This is a genomic window from Ihubacter sp. rT4E-8 (genome assembly GCF_049852125.1).
Classification (GTDB): Bacteria; Bacillota; Clostridia; order Peptostreptococcales; family Anaerovoracaceae; genus Senimuribacter.
Genome location: NZ_CP187532.1, coordinates 424,724 through 442,847, shown reverse-complemented (window position 1 = coordinate 442,847; position 18,124 = coordinate 424,724). Strand labels below are relative to the sequence as shown.

22 protein-coding genes are annotated in these 18,124 nt (G+C 40.8%); all 22 read right to left on the bottom strand.

Annotated elements, in window-relative coordinates; all coding sequences use genetic code 11:
- Positions 1-135: 135 nt before the first annotated feature.
- On the bottom strand, positions 136-444 hold the full coding sequence (locus tag ACPW7J_RS02270) for a hypothetical protein (RefSeq protein ID WP_425756266.1): 309 nt from the start codon (positions 442-444) through the stop codon (positions 136-138).
- 11 nt (positions 445-455) lie between these two features.
- Entirely contained in the window at positions 456-1,814 is a 1,359-nt protein-coding gene (locus ACPW7J_RS02265; protein WP_425756264.1) for a hypothetical protein, read from the bottom strand.
- Between the two features lie 2 nt (positions 1,815-1,816).
- The gene (locus ACPW7J_RS02260; protein ID WP_425756262.1) at positions 1,817-2,701 is read right to left on the bottom strand and encodes a hypothetical protein; all 885 of its coding nucleotides are present in this window, start codon (positions 2,699-2,701) and stop codon (positions 1,817-1,819) included.
- On the bottom strand, positions 2,698-3,759 hold the full coding sequence (locus ACPW7J_RS02255; protein ID WP_425756260.1) for a hypothetical protein: 1,062 nt from the start codon (positions 3,757-3,759) through the stop codon (positions 2,698-2,700). The genes ACPW7J_RS02260 and ACPW7J_RS02255 overlap by 4 nt, the downstream gene beginning before the upstream one ends.
- On the bottom strand, positions 3,759-4,589 hold the full coding sequence (locus tag ACPW7J_RS02250; RefSeq protein ID WP_425756258.1) for a phage distal tail protein domain-containing protein: 831 nt from the start codon (positions 4,587-4,589) through the stop codon (positions 3,759-3,761). Before ACPW7J_RS02250 ends, ACPW7J_RS02255 begins: the two co-directional genes overlap by 1 nt.
- Positions 4,590-8,009 carry a hypothetical protein gene (locus ACPW7J_RS02245; protein ID WP_425756256.1) on the bottom strand — a complete coding sequence of 1,140 codons (3,420 nt, stop codon included), beginning with the start codon at positions 8,007-8,009 and terminating at the stop codon, positions 4,590-4,592. It lies immediately after the preceding gene.
- 311 nt (positions 8,010-8,320) lie between these two features.
- Complete coding sequence (locus ACPW7J_RS02240) at positions 8,321-8,740, bottom strand: hypothetical protein (protein WP_425756254.1); 420 nt, start codon at positions 8,738-8,740, stop codon at positions 8,321-8,323.
- A 15-nt stretch (positions 8,741-8,755) separates the two neighbouring features.
- Positions 8,756-8,941 (bottom strand): hypothetical protein, encoded by a 186-nt coding sequence (locus tag ACPW7J_RS02235; protein ID WP_425756252.1) that lies wholly within the window; start codon positions 8,939-8,941, stop codon positions 8,756-8,758.
- 13 nt (positions 8,942-8,954) lie between these two features.
- Positions 8,955-9,554: a hypothetical protein gene (locus ACPW7J_RS02230; RefSeq protein WP_425756251.1), complete on the bottom strand. Its 600-nt coding sequence runs from the start codon at positions 9,552-9,554 to the stop codon at positions 8,955-8,957.
- 2 nt (positions 9,555-9,556) lie between these two features.
- Positions 9,557-9,922, bottom strand: a complete 366-nt coding sequence (locus ACPW7J_RS02225; RefSeq protein WP_425756249.1) for a hypothetical protein — start codon at positions 9,920-9,922, stop codon at positions 9,557-9,559.
- Positions 9,923-9,924: 2 nt separating this feature from the next.
- Positions 9,925-10,335 carry an HK97 gp10 family phage protein gene (locus ACPW7J_RS02220; protein WP_425756247.1) on the bottom strand — a complete coding sequence of 137 codons (411 nt, stop codon included), beginning with the start codon at positions 10,333-10,335 and terminating at the stop codon, positions 9,925-9,927.
- Positions 10,325-10,669: a phage head completion protein gene (locus tag ACPW7J_RS02215; protein WP_425756245.1), complete on the bottom strand. Its 345-nt coding sequence runs from the start codon at positions 10,667-10,669 to the stop codon at positions 10,325-10,327. Before ACPW7J_RS02215 ends, ACPW7J_RS02220 begins: the two co-directional genes overlap by 11 nt.
- Positions 10,670-10,682: 13 nt before the next feature.
- A complete protein-coding gene (locus ACPW7J_RS02210) occupies positions 10,683-11,249 on the bottom strand; it encodes a hypothetical protein (RefSeq protein WP_425756243.1) in 567 nt (188 codons plus the stop codon).
- An 11-nt stretch (positions 11,250-11,260) separates the two neighbouring features.
- Positions 11,261-11,722 carry a hypothetical protein gene (locus ACPW7J_RS02205; RefSeq protein ID WP_425756242.1) on the bottom strand — a complete coding sequence of 154 codons (462 nt, stop codon included), beginning with the start codon at positions 11,720-11,722 and terminating at the stop codon, positions 11,261-11,263.
- A gap of 16 nt (positions 11,723-11,738) precedes the next feature.
- A complete protein-coding gene (locus ACPW7J_RS02200) occupies positions 11,739-12,764 on the bottom strand; it encodes a major capsid protein (protein WP_425756240.1) in 1,026 nt (341 codons plus the stop codon).
- A 17-nt stretch (positions 12,765-12,781) separates the two neighbouring features.
- Positions 12,782-13,450 (bottom strand): phage scaffolding protein, encoded by a 669-nt coding sequence (locus ACPW7J_RS02195; protein ID WP_425756238.1) that lies wholly within the window; start codon positions 13,448-13,450, stop codon positions 12,782-12,784.
- A gap of 153 nt (positions 13,451-13,603) precedes the next feature.
- A complete protein-coding gene (locus tag ACPW7J_RS02190) occupies positions 13,604-14,188 on the bottom strand; it encodes an N-acetylmuramoyl-L-alanine amidase (protein WP_425756236.1) in 585 nt (194 codons plus the stop codon).
- Positions 14,189-14,199: 11 nt separating this feature from the next.
- Positions 14,200-14,517 carry a hypothetical protein gene (locus tag ACPW7J_RS02185; protein WP_425756234.1) on the bottom strand — a complete coding sequence of 106 codons (318 nt, stop codon included), beginning with the start codon at positions 14,515-14,517 and terminating at the stop codon, positions 14,200-14,202.
- A complete protein-coding gene (locus ACPW7J_RS02180) occupies positions 14,517-14,714 on the bottom strand; it encodes a holin (RefSeq protein ID WP_425756232.1) in 198 nt (65 codons plus the stop codon). The genes ACPW7J_RS02185 and ACPW7J_RS02180 overlap by 1 nt, the downstream gene beginning before the upstream one ends.
- A 59-nt stretch (positions 14,715-14,773) precedes the next feature.
- Positions 14,774-14,938, bottom strand: coding sequence for a hypothetical protein (locus ACPW7J_RS02175; RefSeq protein ID WP_425756230.1), 165 nt, complete (start codon positions 14,936-14,938; stop codon positions 14,774-14,776).
- Complete coding sequence (locus ACPW7J_RS02170; RefSeq protein ID WP_425756229.1) at positions 14,938-16,677, bottom strand: phage minor head protein; 1,740 nt, start codon at positions 16,675-16,677, stop codon at positions 14,938-14,940. Before ACPW7J_RS02170 ends, ACPW7J_RS02175 begins: the two co-directional genes overlap by 1 nt.
- Positions 16,670-18,121 carry a phage portal protein gene (locus ACPW7J_RS02165; protein WP_425756228.1) on the bottom strand — a complete coding sequence of 484 codons (1,452 nt, stop codon included), beginning with the start codon at positions 18,119-18,121 and terminating at the stop codon, positions 16,670-16,672. Before ACPW7J_RS02165 ends, ACPW7J_RS02170 begins: the two co-directional genes overlap by 8 nt.
- Positions 18,122-18,124: the final 3 nt, after the last annotated feature.

Genomic DNA, 18,124 nt, shown 5'->3' with positions numbered 1-18,124 from the left:
ACGGCAGGATTAATTTCCTGCCGTACGGTAATTCTCTATGCTACTTTAGCAATGAGTTCATCATATTTTTCTTCTGTGATTCGTCCTGCTGCCAGCAGTCTATCCAGCGATGCAATGTATGCTTCCTTTGTCATTTTACAGTACCCCCAATTCAATCAGATCCAGAATAGTGTCATCTTTGATTGCCTGTACGGTTTCATCTGGCACGCCATATTTATTAGGCTCTACGTAATCAGGATTTTTGTAAAATCCTTGATCTGGTGCATAGCAATATTTGTCTACTGCATAATCCTCTGGTATCTTGTTCGTTTCAAAAACATCAACCATAAAATCAGGATATGCTGTTTGTGTGTCTTCTAAAAATGGATAGGAATTTTCCTGAACAATCAAATGTTCTCCAACAGCGATTATTGCTTTATTATTTTTACTTACAATTAAATGCATATATTTGCCCCCTATTCGTTGGTTTTGAGTGCGATAACTTTATACTTTTTTTGTGACAGTACATCTTTCTGTGCTTGCTCCGTTAATATGCCATAAACCGTCGTTTCTGCTTTCTTTATACATTTGTCGTATAAATGAGTAATCCATTGCCCGAACATTCCTTTGTTATAACTGCTTCCTGTGTTTACGATTGTAACTAAATATACGCTCCTATCATCAATATGCACATAGGCACCTGAAGAGCCAATGTTTTTTTGAATATCGTTCGCATTATTTAGTTGCAGGCGCTGTGTCAATTCTGTCTTTTCATAGGTTACTTCTCCGATGTATACATAGGCGTAATAAGGTGAACTTGTATTTATAGCTTTAATGAACATATCTATGTCACCTATCTGAAAAAGAGCAACTTTTGACCCACCGCCTGAAGTTAAATCGCTAACAAGTACAGATTCTGCTGGCTTAAAATCAAATCCCGTATTCGTAAGTGATACCTTAATGGATGAATTATAACCAACAGCAAGAAAACAATCATCTCTCATCTTATATAGGCTTTCATCGTATAATGCACAATATGTTACATTAGATATCAGCGTTCTGGTCCCTATCTTTTCAATCTTATTGTCAGATGTAATTTTGTAATGGGTTCCGTACATTGCCGAATACCCTGAATCCCCATCTAAAACGAAAACATTATTTCCAACGGCTTTGACTGATTGCCTTGTAACTTCGGTACTTCCAGTATTAACAGACGTGAATGAATCTAATAAGCTTACAGTTACAGTATCATTGACAAGGTTCATTTGCAGCAAGATAACTTTTAAAGCATATGCACTATACTGTCCAGAATCGACACACAGAACCTTGTTTCCTTCAAGCGATACAGCGCCCTTGATATTTGCGTTGGGATAGATGCCAGCATAAGATACATCAGATTCAATTAAACTTATTGTGAATGCATTTATATTCACTTTTATAGTATAATATATTCCATTACACATAATTACAAAAATATCGTCAGACATCCTTTGAACAAAAACGATATTTCTCGTATATGTTCCAGAATACACTCCTAAATTGTATATTTTTGAAGCAGTATTTTTCGTTGCAAAATCGCGTTTATAAAGTGTCGCGGTTATGTAGTAATGTGAGCTGCTCGATTCGTTTCTAATCCCTAACATAATATCATCGGTAATCGTTGTGAAGCTGTAACTGTAAACCGTACCGTTAAAAGAATCTGTGCTTGGCACGTAATTGACTGATTCAACAAATGTGTTTTTTTCAATATCTTCTAATGAAATTAAAGACTCTTCTTGCCCGTTCACTATTTCAAACTTTCCACCGCCGCCCGCAGAATTTGTTCTTCCTATCATGATTATACCACCTTCGTACTATAATTCCCTGTCCTGCACTCGATTGTCGGGATTGTAATGTCTGATTCGGGGATTTCTTTTGCGTATACAATGATTTTCCCCGCATCTGTTTTTGTAACTGTCGAAAACAGCCCTGCATCTGCTTCACTCGGTGCAAAATTCACATCGGACACAAAATCAGCCGTAATACCATCAACTGTAATTTCTGCTTTATACGGATAGCCGTCATAGGTCGAATCTGGTGTAAAGTCTGCAGCAGTTAATACTTTGTCAGTGAAAAAAATACTGCCCAGCACTCTGCCAGCAGAATTTTCCAAATCCGCAACAAGCCCGTTTACAGTTTCTTCTTGTTCCTCTACCCACTCGTGCAATGCATTCTTTTGTGTGTCAAAGTAATTCTCAAATGCGGTTTTAAACACATTATAATTGGCCAGGACCTGTGAGTAGATATTATCGAATACAATCGAAGGTGCTTCACCTACAAAATTTGAAATCTGCGTTCCATCCCATTGGAAGCTGCAAAATGGGAACTGATAGACTTTTCCGCCAGCATCCAAATCCTGCTGCACAAGATCAGTCGTCGTCAGCACTCTAATATAGCCTTGCTTAAATTCCGTGATTGTATTTTCCTTCGATAAATCGATCTCGTACACAATACGGTTATATCCATTTGAGAACTTGGCGCTGTCAATAATTTCAGCCTCTTCAACGTTCATCATCCGTCCGTAGACAATAAAATAGCCTTGATTTATCGTTACCTTATCAGAACCTGAAACCAAGGTACACCCCTTTGTGATTCCACTATTCCTATTCAGGAACACATTTTGAAAATGCGCAAAGTCGGCAGAATAAAATGTCTGCTCTGAAAAAGTGATTCCTCTGATCATTTTTTCTTCTCAACTCCCTTCAATTTTTCAATCAGCGTAACTTTTAGATTTCCAAGTTTCACGCTGATCACTGCGCTGCTATTGGCACGCTCTGTTGCTGTGATGATTGATTCCTTAATGCCGCTGGCGGTTTTTACAGTGCATTTATGACCAACATAGATATCCGCAGCACTCACCAGCTTATTAGATGAAAGAACTAGGTCAAATTCAATCTTATGGCTGTAGCTGTTTCCTGTGAATTTATCCCTTGCTTCCTGAATCATTGTAGTTTCATCTTCTGCCTTAGATACGATGACATCCGTTGTTCCTTTTGCTCGCTCAGGATCTTTCATGTTTTCCGTGATGGTTCGATCCGTCCGTAAGTAGAAATGTCTAATCGTCTCTGTTACAACCTCATTCACTGTTTTTTGCCATACTACCGTCAGCTTTGTTAATGCTTTCACTTCAATCTGCTCAGTCAAGTTAATCACCTGCGGTATTCCTGTATCAATCAGCAGCGGGGTTTGTTCTCTCTTTTCGATTGTTATTTCTAGGTGTTCGCTGTCGAACTCAAAATCTACAAAAATCCCGTAATTTGTCAGCGCATTGCCAATGTAGGTGCACAGATTATAGATTCCGCCTTCTTCCACATCCACCTTTGCGGCAATTGGCGTATGTGTTTTAGGAGTAACATTTAGATAGTCAATGTTGACCAGCTGGTCTTCATTCTCAATCCAATTTCTTCTGATCTGCGCAGCAATGAAGTCTTCAATCCCTGTTTGTAAAAGTGATTCATCTGTCAGAATTATCTTCTGATCAAATAAAGTCTGCATTTCTACAAGCGTCACAGTATAGTTGTTGTGCCCTTTTTCATTTTCAATTGCACTGATAATGCCTTGGAATACTATTCCGCCATCATTCAGCAGCACGAAATCATCTTCAGAGGCAGTCGGTTTGCGTGCCAACACGATCTGACTTTTCCCGCCGTAATCAGAATCGCAAGAAGTACTGTACTGCACAACTGTAAGAGTATCGGAAAGGGTATAGGACTGGCGTGATATGATATTCGCAATCATCATTACACCCCCTTGTAGTACTTTTCAAGATTCATCACAATGTTATTCATACGCCCTGTCTTGGATCTGAAGTAAATATCGCAATTTCCCTGTGGCAGTTTGAAAAAGTTATCATTTGTGAAGTCAAGACAATCTTTTCGATCTTCGCCATTCACTTCAATAAATAGGTCGTTGTCAAAAGTGCTGAAGGTCAATTTTTCATCAGACTGAAGGGTGATATTGAATTGCACCTGATGCACCAGCTTATTGTTCTGATATACCATTAAAATGGGTTTCGTGCAGTAACCTGTAAAAGATACTGCAAATGGGCTTTTAACATGACCATCATTATGGAATGAAAAATAAACATAATTCAAATCATTGAATCGGGTTTCCCATTTGAAATCCCATCGCACTTCCCGTTCTGCTCGCTGGATGTGGTATTCAAACTTTTCCTCTGTATAAAACAGCGACTTACATTTGAATGCAAGCGGCACTTGAAATTGTTGCCGCATGTTATAGCCGCCTTTTTCGATGCTCACTAAATCCACATCGGCAAAATACTCTACGCCAACGCCTGATGGCTCATAAATCAGCGTCAGTGATTTCGCAGCGTTTACAAATGCGATAAAATCCTGAAATGCGTTGTACATTCTTTTTGGAAAAACCAGCGTGCCTGATAATTCAGGCTGCGCCAGTTCCATGTTGTCATTAATCCATAAATCTCCGACTTTGAGATACGCAGCATCGTACTTCATCCCAAAGCCGCTGGGCTGTGTAAAGAAACCGTCCTCGGCGCTGTTCATGCCTTTTCTGACGCCTTTTTCATTCATCAGGTAGAATTTACTAGCCATTTAATAAATCACCCCCAAATCTTTGTTCACAGCCTTGCTTATCTCTTTGCTGTTCAGGTAAACAGTCGTATCTTTGTCTAAAATAGCCTGCAGAATTGCTTTCAGAATTGCTACCAGTTCGCCATTTTGTTCCGCTACCGCCTGACGAATATATCCCAATAATACATCTATCGGTGCAATCGCTTCTGCTCCTGCCTCTCCGCCAAGATGATAGGTGCCAGATTTTGGACTGTAGCCAAATATCGTTGGTTCTGTCAAAATACCCCCAACCGCATGCTTTGCTACCTTGCCTCCGCCTGTTACTGTTGTTTCAACTGTAACATCATCCGCCCCATTTACGGAAGCTAATGCTGCCTGCATTTCTTCAACAGACTTCTTGACGGACTTCACGGCGCTGCCCATTTTGTTCTGGATACTGCTAAGAATCTGACTAAACTTCTCTGAAACAGTGTCAGACATGCCGCCAGTCTTATCCGTGAAGCTGTCCATCATGGTTTTCAAGGTTTCAACAGTTGCTTCTGCTGCAGCTGAAGTTTGTTCCTTAATCGTCTTTGAAATGCTGGAAAACTTCTTTTTGGTTGTTGTCTGCATGTTGTCCAGTGTCTGCTGATAGTTGTTCATCGCTGCTTCGATATCAGCCAGTACTTCATCACCAAGTTCCTCAGTCGCCTGATCTTTTGCTTTCTGTTGCCGCTGGTTGTATAAATCGACATACTTTTGCAGTTGATCCTCGGTCATGCTGTTGATTGCTTTAACCTGCTGCAGGCTGCTAATGCCCATATCCTGTATTGCCTCAAATAAATCAGTATCACCGATTTTATCCTTAAGCGCAGATATGTTTGTTTCATATTCGGCTAAAGTATCTACCTGTGACTGCAGATTGTTAATCAGTTTGTCGCCCGTCAAAGGGTTCTCCTCGTCAACTTCCTGCTTAAATTCATCAAACAGGCTGAATGCGCTTAAAATTTCCTTGGTTCTGTCGACGATCTTCTGATTTGCGGATTCAACTGCATCAGCGTAGGTCTTTTCCGCCTCTGCCAGCTGCTCCATGTAGCTTTCATGGGCTTCATAATACTTCTTGTCAGCTTCTAATCTTGCGTCAGTACCTTTTGTACATTGTTTCCTGATGTTATCCCAGTAGGCCATCTCGTCCTTGATGGACATATCATTATATGTTTTGTACTTATCAAGGCGTTTTTCAGCTTTTTCAAGCAGCTTCTGATCTAACTCTGCCGCTGCTTTGACCAGCTTTTTCTTTGCTTTAATGTACTCTTGATCTGCCGCTATTCTTGCCTTAGTGCCCTTCTTGCATTGTTTCCTGATGTTATCCCAGTAAAGCATTTCATCTTTCAGACTAACATCATGATATGTCTTATAGTTGGACAGTTTTTCTTTCGCCGCCTTGATAACGGCGCTTGCCACCTGACTTGCCGATTTCTTCGCATTTTCTTTGGAGTTCATCACGCCCGCGACAAGACCCTTTCCAATGCTTTCGCCAAGACTCTTCTTTGACATCTTGTATACATTGGCTTCTTCTTTTGTCATTCCATTGATAACACCTAAAGCAAGGTTTTTACCTACTTGGTCTTCCATGACCTTAGAAGGTGAGTGAATTCCAAAAAATGATTTCAAACCATCAAGAATGCCTTTTCCAAATCCTTTAACCTTGCTGATGATCCAGTCCTTCGCATTTCCTATGCCATTCCATAGGCCCTTAACAAGGTTTTTTCCGATTGATAGCATCTTCGCTGGTAGTTTTCCGATAACACCAGCGATTTCCGTTACAATCGCATTTGCGGCGGTTTTTAAATCAGCAGTATGCTTGATGATTGTTGCCAGTTTACGGATTGCCTGCTTACCAAGATTAAATAACCTTTGTGGCAGTGCTTTGATTGCATTGACAATTGTTTCAAGCACTTTCTTTGCCGCTTTAGCAATTACTGGGTTCTCTCCAACAAATCCATTTTTGATTTTCGTTATCAGACTTTTGCCCATGCTTAGCCAATTGAAGGCAAGAAAAGCATCCACAACCGCCTTGATGATCTTTGGTATATTGGATACCAGCGTTGGAATCGCCTGAATCAAACCTTTAGCCAAAGTCAAAATCAATTTGCCCGCCGTTACCAACAGTTTCGGTGCATTATCGTTGATGATACCTGCAATATTGCTGACGATTGTAGGCACTTTCGCAATCAATGATGGCAAGCTGTCCATTAACCCTTTGGCCAGATTTACAATTAAATTCAGACCTGACTGTATCAACTGTGGTGCATTATCCCGAAGCGAGGTTGTGAGATTTAAAATGATATCAAGCGCATTGTTGATTAAGTTCGGCAAGTTATTTTTGATTCCCTCGCCCAACTTGTTGATCATATCTGCACCTGACTGCATTATCTGCGGCAGATTATTCTGCAAAGCCGTCAGCAACGTTGAGCCAATAGACTTAACCATTGATACTGCTGATGATAACAGACTTGGCAAAATCTGCATCAACATTGACGGCAGCTTCTGAAGCATAGGCGGTACAATTGTTTCAATCAGCGTTCCAATACTTTCAAGCGTGGTCTGGATACGTGGTATCAGATTGTCACCCACGGTCAAAAGACTGTCGCCCAGATTTTTGGTCAGCTGCTTCATGTCCTGATCGCCAGCAGCAAGACCAACTAAGAAATTCTCCCATGCGCCCTTTGCACTTGCTATGGAGCCCTGGATGGTTGTACTGGCTTCAAGTGCAGTTGTGCCCGTAATGCCCAGATTATTCTGCACCTCATGAATAGCCAGAATCATCTGGTCGAATGTGACATTATCCAGACTGCCAATCTTCTCTTCTAAGATTCCTGAATCATTGATCAGGCGTATCATTTCAGTCTGTGTGCCGCCATAACCAAGTTTCAGGTTGTCAAGCATGGTATAGTTCTGCTTCGCAAAACCTTGGTATGCATCCTGTATGGATTCCATGCTTGTACCCATTTTGTTGGCATTATCGGCCATGTCAGTAATTGCAAGGTCAGCCACTTCAGCTGCCTTTGCCGTATCGCCGCCCAGACCTTGCAGCAGCGATGCTGAAAAGCTGGTTACTGTCTCCATGTATTTATTTGCAGACAGTCCAGCTGTTTTATACGCATTGTCTGCGTATGCTTGCACCTTGCCTGCGCTATCCTTAAACAGCGTTTCTACGCCGCCAACCAGCTGTTCATAATCGCCAAAGCCTGATACTGCCGCTTTGGTGATTGCTGCTATACCTGTGGCTGCCGCCGTTGTAGCTGCCGCCATAGCCTTGACAGTCAAAGTGCCTATTTTTTTAAAAGCCGTTCCAATCTTACTGCTGGATTTTTCGGCCTTATCTGTCGTTTCATCAATTTCCTTGTTCGCAATCGAATTATTTATTGCGATTGTTCCGAACAACTGAAATAGTTCCATTGGTTTCCTCCTTTACAAACTGAAGGATTCCAGTATAGATTGAGAATTTTTTATCGTTGTTTCAATCTTATCCATGTCTGCTTCTTCTGACGGTGCTGCGCCACTGCAGCTTTTAACGAAATCATCAAACGACATACTGTAAACCTTATGTAGGTAGTACTCCCATTGCGTTTTCTCGTTCAACTCTTCGTTTCTGATTTTCACAAAATTGCAAATGAAATCACACAGCTGCCCTGTCATTAGCATCTGCTGCAGCAATTCCAAGGGATTGCTATACCGTTGATATAGCAAATCCCAGAACTTGCCGCTGTCTATTTGAACAATTTTGAAACAACCCCGATAAAATCCTTGAATTCCTCTTTCTGGATTACATCAATAACCATGCCCATGAATGCATTCATCGGCATGGATTCAATTTGTTTCTTGTCAATTCCAGACAGCCCTGACAAAAATGCGTAAATATCCTTTTCGCATTTTGGCAGATTCCCCAGAATGACATTTGCAAAGTCCAGCATCACAGTAACTCCTACGGATGTTACTACATCGTCAGTCACATCTTTACCAGATATTGCGTTTTTAATCGCATCAGACTGCACAACATCTTTGAACTCGTTGATACCGATGGTGCTGATGATTTTAGACATCAAAAATACATCTCTTGCTTCCAATGCTCTTAGTGTGTATGCTTTTTCTTCGTCAGTCTGTACTACATGTAAGTTTGTTGTTTCCATTGTTCAAATTCCTTTCTATTCCTTCAGCCGCTTTTTAGCTGGCTTCTCTTCTATTTCTGGCTCTGGTTCTACTGTGTCCAGAAAATCGCCCTGATTCTGTATTTCTGAGAAACGTTCTGCTGTACAGAAATAGGCAGTTCCATCATCATGAAACTGCCCATTGTACTTATCATAGAACGCCGTTTTTACTCTGCATTCCATTTGCAGCACCACCTTATACTGTCGGTGCAGCCTTAGCCATATAAATATGATATGGCAGTGTGTCTGTCATGCCTTCAGCCAAGTTTGCATAGCACTCAAATGTTGCAGGAAATACAGAATTCTCCTTATTCTTTCCCTCAGCTTCCAGACCGCTTGTGCACAGTGCATAATCAAATATGATCACGACAGGTCTGCCATCTGTCATGAAACCCACAAATCCGAAGTTTTCAATGTAATTCGATTCGTCGATGTGCGCTTTAGATTCAATCAGGTCAAAGCGTGCATCTTCGCTTGTTCCCGATTCACCGATGATGGTTGACTTGATCCAATCTGTGGACATTTCCACCATGTTTGTTTCGATTGTTGCAGTCTCACCAATCTTATGAGCCAGCCCCTTCGCCTTTACCAGCACGCCATCTACTTCTACATCCAAAATCTCAGGCACAATAGATAACTTCGTGCCGCCAGAAGTAGCACCGATGATTTCACCGCTCCACTTTGATGTTTCACTGTCATATTTTAGCCCTCTATACAGCGTGCCTGCTCCAAGCCAGATGTTTTTAGGTGTATCTGCTGTAACGCCAGAAACCTTAAATTCACTCCAATCAGCCATTCTTAAATCACCTTCCATTCTTTTACCTTTAAGTTAATCTGTATTTTTTTAAGTTCTGCATCGCCTGTTGGGACAGGCTGACTCCCTGCATAAAAAATAGCCACCGCTGACCCTTCATCAGTGATGACTGTTTTTCCTGTAGTTCCGTAATAACTTAGAATTTCATTCTTGACATTCTCCAAATCTCCCCATGATCTACGGGTAAAACCTGTTAAAATGAATGTGCTTTCCATCGCTCCATCTTCTGTAAGCGGATCATCTTCTGCATACTCGCCGACAAAGTAAGGATAAACTGGATTGGCACACCATTCCATAAAAGCATAATTAATGCCAAGTGCTTCCATATCTTTGTTTAAAGTTTCAAGCATAATCACCTCATTCCCGATGAAAAAACTTCTTCAGCGTACTTGATTATTTTACCCTTGAGTGATTGGAATGCTGTCCACATCGATCGTTTCGGTTGTTTACCATGAGTAAAATGACCTTTACCTTCTTCGTCTTCGTAAAACCATCCCCCTTTTCTGCCATCTCCGTTTAGAGCATATTCACCTGTTCCAAACTCATTCCAGATGGCATTCTCAAGAGGGCTGCCGATTACTGATCTCAGACTCTTTTCATCGACTTCATAATCCCAAGAGGCTTTAAGCTGTCCTGTGTCTACTGGTGTATTTCTCATCGTTTGAGCCATGATTTCACCTGATACTTCATTCAAAAAAGAAATTGATGTCTTCTGTAATGCCTCCTTTACAGCTATACTATTGTCCTTAAATTCAACTGTCACAGACTTGTCCTCCTGTATATTTCAGGTATATTTCCAGCTGCCGATGGCGTTCCATTGGATCATCAATCAAAGTAATGTCATAGACCTTTCCATCGCACACAAGCCTGCTATTCTCAGCTGTCACGACATCTGGAATAGCTGTATAATCCGCCAGAAAAACATGGGTACTTTCTTGTATCTTTTGGTTAAAGTTTAGCCGCTCCGCTTCACCCGCCATAAGATCAAGCCAGCCATTTATTTCTTTTACACCTGACCAGCTTTCGACCTGCTCACCAATACTATTCTTTGTGGTCTTCCTGATTTGGATCTGTCCCACGTTATTTCCACCAATCACAGAGCCACACCTCCTAGAACCTTGCTTTCTTATAAAGTTTTAGGAACGACATCAGCTTCTTCGGCACTCCCATTCCTGCGTCTACTGCTAAATCCGCCTCTGTCGAATCAGCAGCATATGTAACAGAATAACGGGAAAGCGTTTCGCTTTGAATATCCTTCATTTCAGTATTTCCGCTATTTGCTGATTCGTTTCTAATCTGCCACTGAATAATCTTTGCTGCACCCAGCTTCACATCTGCAGGGTATTCAACCTTTGTGACCAGTACAGAATCATCATCTGCCCAGTCAGCGTCTGTCTGAAATGTCAGGTCATTGACCTCTATGACCGCCGCAAGGCAGTCGCTCTGCAGATCTGATTCCGACACCATGATGGTGTCCCCTACGTTAAAAGGAATCAATGATTCTGACACGAAAACACCTGCTCTGATGTCAGCTCTCACTCTGAATCCACGTTTCTGAAAATTATTATTGGTGTACCGCCTGATGGTCATTTCCAAGGCGTTCAATCGCATCGCTAATATTTCATCGGGTTCATTGGTCTGAATGATATTTTTCAATTCTTCAATTGTCATCAACATGCCATCACCGCCTATTCAACTGCTTTGATGGCTTTGATAATCTCAACCTTTGTTTTAGCTTCACCAAGATCAATACCATTTTCTTCAGCATACGATTTCAGTTCTGAAATCTTCATCTTATTGAATTCTTCTGCTTCTGGTTCGCTATGCTGGTCTTCCTGAATTGCATCTTCTGCTTCTGGTTCGCTATGCTGGTCTTCCTGAATTGCATCTTCTGCTTCTGGTTCGCTATGCTGGTCTTCCTGAATTGCATCTTCTGCTTCTGGTTCGCTATGCTGGTCTTCCTGATCGATGCTGTTCAGATTACCAGCACATTTTGCCAAGATAGACAACTCTGAATAAATATTTGTAGGGGCTTCTGCGATTTCAACTTCAGCCCCTACAGTAAATCCTTCTTCATTCCATCTAACAGCATACGCTTTACCATCTGCATATAGATATGGAAGACCATCAACAATTATAAATCTGTTCATAGTCTCCACCCCTTTATTAGCCGTTGGACTTGATAACGCCCATTTTAACATTTTTATGATTGAATTTCAGTTCCCAGTTTGCAACTGTTGCCAATTCGGCTTTTGTAGGGGATTCCTTTGCAACATTGTCCACCTTCAGAGATAATCCGTTCGGATGCAGTACTTTGCCCTGCTTGCTAAAGAACATATCAGTACCAGCGGCAGTCTGAGGATCATACTTTGTAGTGTACTGATTTTCATAGTTTTTCTTCTCTGCAGTCAAGAATGCCCCTTCACCAAACAAATAAGTACTATAAACAGGGAAACCTTTAACAGAAGTGTCTACAGTGTAATAATCGGTTACAAGAACATGCTTTCCGCCGATAGTTGGTAGCTTAACATCTTTTGTGATGACATTACCCACAGTGTATTTGTCATAATCTACAAGACTCAGCTTCTGATATTCTGCGAAAATGGCGGAATGCATCACCAGTAATCCCATTCCACCTGCCATATCACCTAATGCTGTCTGTTCTGCTTCGATTAACGTTGTTGCGCCAACTTTATTTACATCAGAAATAGTTCCTGTAGTTACAGATAAATCTGTAACATGATCAGACATATCTGCAACTCCAAGGATACCCTGTGCAATATTCATCAGTTCAGATTCCCATACCTGTGTATAGTAGTTTTGAATCTTATTCTTCACATTATTTAAAGGATCTGCTCCCGTTAATTCCTTAGTGAAATCTTTTGCCTTGAAAGACTTCATTCTCTGAATTAGCATGCAGGTCTGTTTACTTCCTGAAATCTCAACAGGTACGTTGTCAGTTTCACCGTCATTGTTGAGCGGTGCCATGTTCTCATCGTTAATATTGAGCGGCTTGTAAAGTGGAATTGTTGCCACATTACCCTTTGCGCCAATTAAATCCATGATAGATTCATCGTTTAAAACGATTCCTGATGCCATAATCGGATTACTCCAATAATCTGCTTCCTGCATCATGTCGGTAAACACTTCTTCATCGAAGTGAAATCCGCCAAATAAACCCTGTCTTGCCATATTTCATCTTCCTTTCTTTATTTTTTTAGGCTCTGATAAAGTTTTTCGTCTTTCTCTTTGAGTTTAACTCTTTCTTCGTATGTCATCTTCTTGAACTGTTCCTTGGTCACGCTTTTACCATCGTTACCCTTTGGCAGTCCTTCTGGCTTATACGGTTCATACCCACCATCACTTCCATCAGATTCAAACATATTAGAGAATTGAGTTTTCAACCCTTCCAAACGATTATCCCATCCCTTGATGTTATCATTTTCATCAAGTTCAAGCTTTTCTCCCTTTTCTTTTAGGGATTCCTGCAATTTGTAGGTTAGATAATCAACATCAGTTGCCTTTGCGGTCAATAATGCTACTTTAATCGCTGATTTTAACTTGATTTCCGCATTTTCTGTTTGTAACGATTCGATCTGACTTTCGTAATCTGAGATTTTGCCCTGCAACTCTTCGTTGCCCTTAGTGCCTTTCTTCAGTTCCTCAATCAGTTTGTTTGCAGTGGTAAGTTCTGCTTCTTTTCCCTTTAAGGACTCGGTCAGAGCATCAAATTTACCCTTTCCGACGTACTCACCACCTGAAAGATTTGCAAGTTTAACCTGCTTATCCTTGTTGTCATCATTACCATTCCAGTTATTAACCGCAGCGTTAATCTTTTCAAAGAGATCATCGCCTAAAATTTCTTTTAAGAATTCCATTTCCTTTTCCTTTCTTTGCTCCGTTATTAAATGCGGTGTCTTCCGCAGCAAGAATCAGTTTAAACGCCTTAATTCAGGGCTATTAGGCAGCTTTTAAACGTCATTCAGCCGTTTTTGGACAATAAAAAACCATGCCAAAGCATGGTGTATAACTTATTCGTGTTTTTCTGCGTACTGAATCAAAGCTTTTGCAATCGCTTCTCCGTAGGCTTTCAACTCTTTGTCGGTGTCAAAACCTTTTCGATCAGCCTTGTTGTCCACAAATCCGCATTCCACCAGCACAGACACGCCCTTTGATGGGGTGTTGATGAAGTACAGATCATTGCTGTATTTCATGCCACGGCTATTCTGTCCACTCTTCTTCAAATTGGAAAGAATACTATCGCCCAATTCAGTACCTAATCTCTTGCGCTCACCCAATCTGTTTGTTGTCCAGACCTCAGCACCATCTCCGCCGCCTGCGTTAAAATGGATATCTATGCTGACGGTGCGATATTCATTCTGCAGACTTTTAATCTGTTCTGCCTGCTGCGCAAGCGTATAACCGCTGACCAGCCTTTCCTTGTAAGTCACTCGCCAGCTTCGCTTTGATTTTGGCTGTTTCAGCAGATAGTCATAACATGCCTTTGTTACTTTTCTGGCCAACTCTAACTCTACAAACCTACCGCTTGCCGCACCTTTATCAGATCCGCTGCCGTGTCCATGTGACAGGTAAAATATAATCGGTTTCTTTACCATATTGCACCTCCTTAAAAGATTCTATCTTGAATCTCTTCCCTGAGTTCTTTCATCTTTTCCACGCCGTTGCCGTCAATAAAGTGATTCAAAAGTGCCAGATTGACCCTCATGTTTTCCTTTGCCATTTCTTTAATGTCAGCAATAGCCTGTTTATCGTTTCCCAAAAAAGAATCATGAGCGTCAATCCGTTTTTCACACTCTGAGATACGTTCCACCAGTCGCTTAAATGGTGAACACATCTGCATAATCACTTTAACGCCACCAGCAATGACCGCCAGCGCTCCGAAGAGGGCCAGAATCGTTGAAATCGTTACCTGAATTTCATTCATTATGATTCCTCGCTTTCGACTTCTGGTAATCCCATCAAACTGGTAAGCAACGACAAAACGCCTGCAAGCACCGCAGCACTTGCAACTACCTGCCAGCTGACGTCTTCCAGTGCTACGCTTGTCCCAATCATAGCAACGGCTGCCTGCGCCATCGTCTTAATTGCTCTGATTCCTGCTGCTTTAATCCATCTTTTCACATTTTCACCTCTTTCTTTGCATTAAAAAAGCACCCTGCATTCATTCTGCAAAGTGCTTTCTAATAATCCAGTTCATCATCATACACTGGCTCGTTCTCCAGAGTATTGTTCTCAATGCATTCATTGATTCTTTTGATGATGTCTTCATCACTTTTTCCATCCGTAATCACCAAAGGATAATTTTCACCAAAATGTTCATAATACGCCGTTAATGCTTTTTCCATTACTTTACCACCTTTAGTATATCCCTAAACACTTTATACGTTTCAGGGAAATATTTCTTAATACATTCTAACGATTCAGGATTAGTTATTTCGGCAGACATGATCTCTGCAAAGATTTCCGCTCCATTATCTCTTTTTTTCCAATAGCTTAATCCATGACCCAAACCTAATGGATACTTGACTCCGATTCCTGCTCCTTCTAGTATATCAGAAACATCGGCTCTTGCCAATAGTGTGTAGTTAGATTTTATTTCATTTATGAGATAGTTTGCAGCTTCATATCTTTTAGAAAAACCCTTTGCCTTTTTTATATTTTCAAGCCTTTCTTTTAATTCTTTCTTTGCGGTTTTTCCTAATAACCCACCACTTCCAGCTGTAGTCCATATGATTTTTCCCGTATTATCAATTCCATCAAATATCTCGGAAAATGCCACAAACCGCCCCTTTCCATAATTTCTAGCAGCCAGAAAATCTGTCATATGACCATATTCATGATATAACACTTGATACGGAGCCTGATAACTATTACCTTTAGCTGCACTCTTGATGTTCAGCGTAACATTATCATTAGAAGGTGAGTAATAAGCCCTACTGCCTTTATACGATGCATCACTTGTCCTGAATTCGCTCTGATATTTATTCCAAACTGCCCGAACATCATCATCTGCAGCTTCAATAGATCTTTTAGCCGCTTTTGCATGCGCATTTCCGTATGTATTTTCAATGTATGATACATCAGCACTCTTATTGTACAAAACTGAATTGCTTGATTGTGCGCCAGTAGCATTTGTTGATTTTATATATTTTTTTCTAAAATCCTCAAAACTTTCTGTTTTGTCCAATCCGTAATACGCAGCACGTTCTTTCAGAGTTTCAAGTTCATCCTCCCCAAGTGCCCACCTTGCCCTTTGCAACAATGCACAACGACAGTTTACAACTTCTGCAGCACCGCCAGCAGGATCTGAAGGAAACTTCATTCCGTTGGAAAACTTCTCATCCAACTCTCTGATTTCACCGTCAACACGTGCATGTGAATCTCTGGTTCTCGCATCCAACGCAGCATCCCATTGTTTCACAACGTCTGCACCTGATTTCTTTGCTGCGTGCTGGGCATCCATTGCAGCTCTACACTGCACTCCATGCCCTTCTGTCCTTGCAATTCTCATTGCACGGTTAAACCCAACGTTTGAATCAGCCGCAATATTTCTGGCAATCACTTTATATTCTGAAGCTGAAGCGATTCCTCTTGAGACATTATTGGCAATTCTCTTTTTTAGCAAATTAACATCTTCGCCCAGTCGCTCATACAATTTTTCGCTAATATTCGTGCTATGCCGCATCGCATCAATCACTTTTTTCTGGTCAATAGGCAGTATCAACGGAATTCCCTGACCGTGTATATCATACATCGCCCCTAGAAATCCTGTTTCATACCCTTTTTTCATGTATTCCGTGATGGATTTATGCTGATCTTTTGCTAAATCTTTCAGGTAAAGATCTAGTTGCTGTTTTAAAGACTCCTGAAAATTCCTTTGATATATTTGAGACTGCAAAATAGACTTTTGCACATCATCTAAATCATCAAAGTCCTTTAAAAGAACGCTGATTTTTCCATTGGTAATCTTTAGTTTTTTGCTGATGTCTTGATATGCTTTGTTAAATATAGCTTTCAACCGCTTCAATTCAAACGCTTCATCTCTTAACTTTGCTTTTTCTACTTCAATCTGCTGTTTATTCACCTAAACCACCTGCTACGGTATCTATTGCACTTGTCAAACTATTAACGTTCTCGTTTGGATCAGGTAATTTGCCCTTGATTTCGTTGTAGTCAAGATCTAAACAATCGCATATTTGCTGCATCAGGGTTTCATCATCCAGTCTGTCAGCCAAACCAAGCAATACATTTATCAGAATTTGCTGAGTCTGTGCTTCCGTCAACTTGATTTGGGCATTTTCCTGAGCATTACTCATGATTTCTGGTTCAAAATTAAACCACACTTGTGATGGCTGATAATCAGTCCCTCTCTGGCTATTAATTTCATCAATTACCACACGAAGAATCTCTCTCAGCATCTTTTTAATCTGAATAATTATCTTACTGCAACGCAGGTCAAGCAAGCTATATGCCGCCTTTATCGCTATATTTGTCGTAGCTGATGTATCCTTAAGCCCCTGCATATTCAAGCCCATACCAAAACGGTAAATGTTCTTTTCGTCCATCTCCATCTTTGCTTTTCGGGCTTCATATGGCACATTGACTGTATGCACTTCAACGCCACCATCTTCTTCTACACCGATAATTTTCTTTGTCTTGAGATTGGTCTGAAGTTCTGTCAAATCGTCTCCCTGATAGCCTCTGACAACGTGAATAGGTGTATCAAAGTCAATTAGGTTGTTCGTCAGGCTACTACTCATCAAATCATAATCGTCAATCAGCGTTTTCACTGAATACAAGTGGCTGATTTTCTTCTTGTTGAAATCCGCCCTAAAAAACGGAAGGTATTCTGCTGGCCTGATAAACAGCCGGCTTGATCCTTTTTTCTGATAAACCTTGTGCGGTTTAGGATTTACTTCAACAGAATTATCTTCGATTATTTCTCCGTCATTAGTTTGCTTCCAGTAGTATGTGTATTTATCATCAATTACAAGAATTTTCCATTGTGTGTTTCCGTCTTTGTCAACCCTATCAATATACTTCCAAATTCTCTGATCTTTCCCATCGTCCGCAAATCGTCCCTCAACTTCTACTACGCCGATGCTATCTGCATTTTCAAATTGCAGTCTATCATCTTTGCCATTATAGGCATACATGTAGTCAAAGCCTTTTACCTGCAGACCTGTGATTGTCTCTGACAGTTCAGACATCCATACTTCATTCTTATTGAAGTAAAGGTCTAACTGCTCCTGCAATTCAGGTATGTCTGTTCTGAATATGCCTTCATCTCCCGATAGAATATGCTGTGTTGCCTGATCGCATAATTCCGTGAAGAACATATGCGGAATCTTTGCATTGGCTCTAGTATTATCCTCAACTAGAATTCCATCAGCATTCCAGTAGAACATGCGGTAATCTAAAATATCATGATTTCCATCATAGTACCGTTGCCCTTCTCTGGCTCTTTTCTTAAGCATTGATGCCTCATCTTCTTCAAGAAACTGCCTTATTTCTTCTGCCGTAAGCATTAT